We start from the raw sequence: 4,659 nt of genomic DNA, 5'->3' as shown, positions 1-4,659 counted from the left end.
GATTATCGAAAACCCAGAGCGCCTGGGGCTGGCACAATTGCACCAGCTGCGCGGCCGGGTGGGACGCGGCTCGGTGGAAAGCCATTGTGTGCTGATGTACCAATCGCCGCTGTCGAAAACTGCCAGTAAGCGCCTGGCGGTGCTGCGTGAAAGCAACGATGGGTTTTATATTGCCCAGCGCGACCTGGAAATACGTGGGCCGGGTGAGCTGCTTGGCACCAAGCAAACTGGCCTGGCCGACCTGAAAATTGCCGATCTGGTGCGCGACGCGCATTTGATCCCCCAAGTTCAACAGTTGGCCAATCAACTTTGGCAGCATTATCCGGCCAAGGCCCAGGCGATTATTAATCGCTGGTTGGCACACCGGGAAGACTACGGACACGCCTGATGACGGTTATTTCCATTCTTGCTGCCCAACCGGAATATGTTGCCCAGGCCAAATTGCTGGCCCAGCGCTGGCAGCTTGATTTTGCTGAGCAGGCCAACAGTGGGCTGGTGCTGTGGCTGGATGGTCAGGGTTTGCACCTAAAAACCCTGGACGATTTAAAAATGGGCACGGTGCAGGTGGATTTTGCCAGTGATGCCATGGCCTGGCGGCGCCAGCATGGCGGCGGTAAAAATGAAGCCGTGGCCAAAGCGGTAGGAATGAAACCTGGATTTAAACCGCAAGTGCTGGATGCCACCGCCGGGCTGGGCCGGGATGCCTTTATTCTGGCAAGCCTGGGGTGTCAGGTAACTATGCTGGAGCGGGTCAATGCCGTGGCGGCGCTACTGGACGATGGCCTGCAGCGCGCAGCCAATGACCCTGAGCTTAGCCAGTGGCTACCGCAGCGGTTAAGGTTATTACCGGCCTCGGCGCTGGATACCTTAAGCGCCTGGCAAGGTGAGGTGCCGGATGTGGTGTATCTGGATCCTATGTTCCCCCACCGGAAAAAAGCTGCGTTGGTAAAAAAGGAAATGCGTTTATTCCAGTTGCTATTGGGGCCGGATCTTGACGCCGATGCCCTGCTGGCTCCGGCCCTGTGTTTGGCTAAAAAACGCGTGGTGGTGAAGCGCCCTTCCGGCGCGCCTTATCTGAACAATCAGAAGCCCTCACTGGAAATGCAGGGCAAGGCCAACCGCTTTGATATTTATCTGCGTTAACCTGCGGTGATGGTTGTTTAGTTGGCTGGCTGGCGAACCACAGCGGCGCGCCTTTTAATAAAACCACTCCCCAGCAACACACCGCTAATCACCAGCAACATCCCCAATAGTTGGGCGGCATTGGGATAATGGCCCATCGCCAAGCCTATCAACAGGGTAAACACCGGCACAAAGTTAAAACACAGAGACAAACGTCCAGGAGCGATCCCCTGCAAGGCTTTCATCCAGCAGGCATAGGCCACAAAAGTGCCGAATACGCCCATGTAAATCAGCAACAGATGACTCTTCAGGCTGATAGTCGGCAGCTGTTGTAACGGCTGTTCAATCAACAGCGCGAACAGGCAAAGTAGCCCAGTACCAACCACTATGGTCCAACGGGTTAACTGCATGGGGGGGACTTGGGAGGCGTGTTTTTTACTCAGTACAGTAAAACTGCACATGCACAGACAGGCCAGTACCATATACAAATCGCCGGGGGCAATACGTAGGTTTTGCCATTCATTCCCTGTTATCACCAGGCTTACCCCGGCTAGTCCTATGGCGATGCCCAAGGCACTAAGTAAAGTGATGCGAGTGTTAAGCAACCAGGCGGAGAGAATATTGGTCACCAGCGGGCTGGCGGCCATAATCAGGGCGCCGTTTAGTGCCGAGGTTTGTTGTAAGCCAAGAAAAAATGCATAGTTAAACCCAAATACGCCGATGACACCCAGCGCCACAAGCCAGCCAATTTGGCGCTGATTGAGCGCGGACTCGCGCTTGTTTTGCACTAATCTCAGTGCCAGTAGGATTATCGCGGCAATCAGAAAGCGCTCGGCCGCGGCAGTCAGGGCCGACACGTCGCCCGCTAAAGCTTCGGCGGCATTAAAGTTGCCACCCCAGAAGAAAATACAGGTCATGGCCATCAGCCATAACCAGGGTTCCCGAACTTGCATGGACGCTTGGGGTTTGAGGAAGAGGAAGGCAGCTTACCTATTTCGCATCTTGTATGAAATGTCTATTTTATGGAAACGCCATAAGTGCCGGGTTATAGGGGATAAGTGGCTATAGTCTGAAGGTGACACGTTGCTCTTATATCGAATGCTTATAGCAGGCTTATATCTTATTAGGTGATCTTGCTGGTGACTTGATAAATACTCTAGTTACTCTGTTTTTAAGTCAGGAACTGCAATGATTCAACAAGGTCAATCTCTGCCTCAGGCTATCTTAAGTTTACGCGCCAACGGCGAAACCAAACAGCTGAGTACCGATACGCTGTTTAAAGGTAAGAAAGTGGTACTTTTTGCGGTACCCGGCGCTTTTACGCCTACCTGTTCCAATTCTCACCTGCCGGGCTATGTGGCGCTGGCCGATAAGCTGCAGGCCAAAGGTGTCGACAGCATTATCTGCGTATCAGTCAACGATGCCTTTGTGATGGAAGCCTGGGGTAAAAGCCAGAACGCCGAGGAATTGCTGATGTTAGGTGACGGCGACGCCAGCTTTACTAAAGCCCTGGGTTTAGACAAAGACACCGGTGCCTTTGGTGGTGTGCGCTCGCAGCGTTATTCCATGTTGGTGGTCGATGGCGTGGTGGAAAAGCTTAATCTGGAAGTGGCCGGCATGTTCGAAGTGAGCGATGCCCAAACTATGCTGGAGCAACTCTAAAAAAGAGGCGCCTTGGCGCCTCCTTTTTACCTTAGTTGGCGTTTAGTCTGTCAACCAGCGCCAAGCCTGTGGCGCTTTTTAAATGGCCGTTAGCTTCGGCCCATTGTTCAACGGTACTGCCGTCCTTCTCGGTTTTTTGCAGATCGCTGCGCGACATCGACTTCACCATATATTCGCCGGCATCATCGGCACTATTGAGCATGGCATAGCGAATCAGGCTTAGCCCTTCACAACTGATGCCTTCATACACATCACCCAGCTTCAGATTGTAATCATCCCTGACTTTTTTCATTTTCTTGCGCAGCTCTGACTTGTCATTGTTTTTCACAATAGTGCAGATGTTTTGCAAGTCGGCATTGATGTCCGCCAGACTGGGAACACTAAATGCTGCCGCTAAAATTGCCGTAACTAAAGTGCGTTTGTACATGGAGTGGCTCCAATAATGTTAGGGGGCAAGAATTAGCGTAGCGAGGCTTGTAAAATCCGCCAGTTGTCTGGCATTTTTTTGCTGCGCATCAATGGGCCAAATTCGCTATACTCGCGCGGTTTTGACGCTTACGCCTGCGGGTTGGAGAATTGCTTTGTTAAAGCTGGATGTGATTGTCATCGGTGCCGGTGCGGCCGGATTATTCTGTGCGGCGCAGGCCGGTCAACGTGGCCGTTCGGTTGTGGTGCTGGATCATGCCAAACGCATCGGCGGCAAAATCCTGATGTCCGGCGGTGGGCGCTGCAATTTCACCAATATGTATGCCTCAGCAGAAAACTATCTGTCGGCGAATCCGCATTTTTGTAAGTCAGCCTTAAGCCAATATACCCAATGGGACTTTATCGCCCTGGTGGCCGAGTATGGCATTGCTTACCATGAGAAAACCCTGGGCCAGTTATTCTGTGATGACTCCGCCAAAGACATCCTTAACCTGCTGATGCGCGAATGTGACAAGGCCAACGTACAGGTGCGTCACCCGGTTGAGGTAGTGCAGATAGACAAGACCGGGCAAGGCTTTGTGCTACAGACCAGTCAGGGTGAGTTTGCTTGTCAGTCGCTGGTGATTGCCACCGGTGGTTTGTCCATGCCCAAGCTGGGCGCCAGCCCCTTTGGTTACAAGGTGGCAGAGCAATTCGGTTTGAAGGTGTTACCCACTCGGGCGGGTTTGGTGCCTTTCACCTTACATGACCAGGATAAGCAAGTGCTGGCTGAGTTAAGCGGTATCTCGCTGGATGCCACCGCCGCAGTGGAAAACACCAGTTTTAGGGAAAATATTCTGTTTACCCATCGCGGTCTGTCAGGCCCCGCGGTGTTACAGATTTCGTCGTTCTGGCACCCTGGTCAGGCGGTGCAATTTAATTTATCACCGCAGCAAAACCTGCATGAGTGGCTGCAAGCCGAACAAACCGCCCATCCCGATGCGCAGCTCAGCACGGCGCTGGCCAAGCTGTATCCCAAACGTTTCGTGCAGGTGGCGATTGAGTATTTTCAGCTCAGCAACAAGCCGCTTAAGCAGTATCAGGGTAAACAGCTTGAGCAGGTAGCCGCAGCCTTTGAAGAATGGGCACTGAAGCCCAACGGCACCGAAGGGTACCGTACCGCCGAAGTGACTTTAGGGGGCGTGGATACCAACGAGCTGTCCTCCAAAACCATGGAAGCCAGAAAGGTGCCGGGCTTGTACTTTATCGGCGAAGTCATGGATGTTACCGGCTGGTTGGGGGGGTATAACTTCCAATGGGCCTGGAGCAGCGGCTGGGTGGCCGCCCAGGTGGTTTAATCAACCAAAGTGCTGCTGAGATAACGGGTTATACCTTGTGCGGCTAAGTAACCCGTGGCAAAACAAGCTGTCAGCAGATAGCCGCCGGTGGGCGCTTCCCAGTCCGGCGTTG

5 protein-coding genes and 1 pseudogene are annotated in these 4,659 nt (G+C 53.2%); 4 read left to right on the top strand and 2 right to left on the bottom strand.

The features are described 5' to 3' along the window. Together J0A65_RS27370 and J0A65_RS13295 are read left to right on the top strand one after the other, a co-directional pair. Positions 1 to 388: pseudogene (locus J0A65_RS27370) on the top strand (ATP-dependent DNA helicase RecG); the annotation flags it as partial. Further along, a complete protein-coding gene (locus J0A65_RS13295; protein WP_206594673.1) occupies positions 388 to 1,143 on the top strand; it encodes a class I SAM-dependent methyltransferase in 756 nt (251 codons plus the stop codon). The pseudogene J0A65_RS27370 and the gene J0A65_RS13295, both read left to right, overlap by 1 nt. A 17-nt stretch (positions 1,144 to 1,160) precedes the next feature. On the opposite strand, the gene J0A65_RS13290 is transcribed toward J0A65_RS13295, so the two are convergent. After that, positions 1,161 to 2,075 (bottom strand): DMT family transporter, encoded by a 915-nt coding sequence (locus tag J0A65_RS13290; protein ID WP_206594672.1) that lies wholly within the window; start codon positions 2,073 to 2,075, stop codon positions 1,161 to 1,163. 235 nt (positions 2,076 to 2,310) lie between these two features. Between J0A65_RS13290 and J0A65_RS13285 the strand changes: the two genes are divergently transcribed. Beyond that, the gene (locus J0A65_RS13285) at positions 2,311 to 2,784 is read left to right on the top strand and encodes a peroxiredoxin (RefSeq protein WP_206594671.1); all 474 of its coding nucleotides are present in this window, start codon (positions 2,311 to 2,313) and stop codon (positions 2,782 to 2,784) included. 31 nt (positions 2,785 to 2,815) lie between these two features. Here the strand turns inward: J0A65_RS13285 and J0A65_RS13280 are convergent, their stop codons facing one another. Further along, entirely contained in the window at positions 2,816 to 3,211 is a 396-nt protein-coding gene (locus J0A65_RS13280) for a DUF3718 domain-containing protein (protein WP_206594670.1), read from the bottom strand. Between the two features lie 154 nt (positions 3,212 to 3,365). On the opposite strand from J0A65_RS13280, the gene J0A65_RS13275 reads away from it, so the two are divergent. Next, complete coding sequence (locus J0A65_RS13275; RefSeq protein WP_206594669.1) at positions 3,366 to 4,547, top strand: BaiN/RdsA family NAD(P)/FAD-dependent oxidoreductase; 1,182 nt, start codon at positions 3,366 to 3,368, stop codon at positions 4,545 to 4,547. Positions 4,548 to 4,659: the final 112 nt, after the last annotated feature.

This window comes from Bowmanella yangjiangensis (assembly GCF_017255015.1).
GTDB classification, from domain to species: domain Bacteria; phylum Pseudomonadota; class Gammaproteobacteria; order Enterobacterales; family Alteromonadaceae; genus Bowmanella; species Bowmanella yangjiangensis.
The sequence above is the reverse complement of the archived record's forward strand: the minus strand, read 5'-3'. Positions and strand labels throughout refer to the sequence as shown.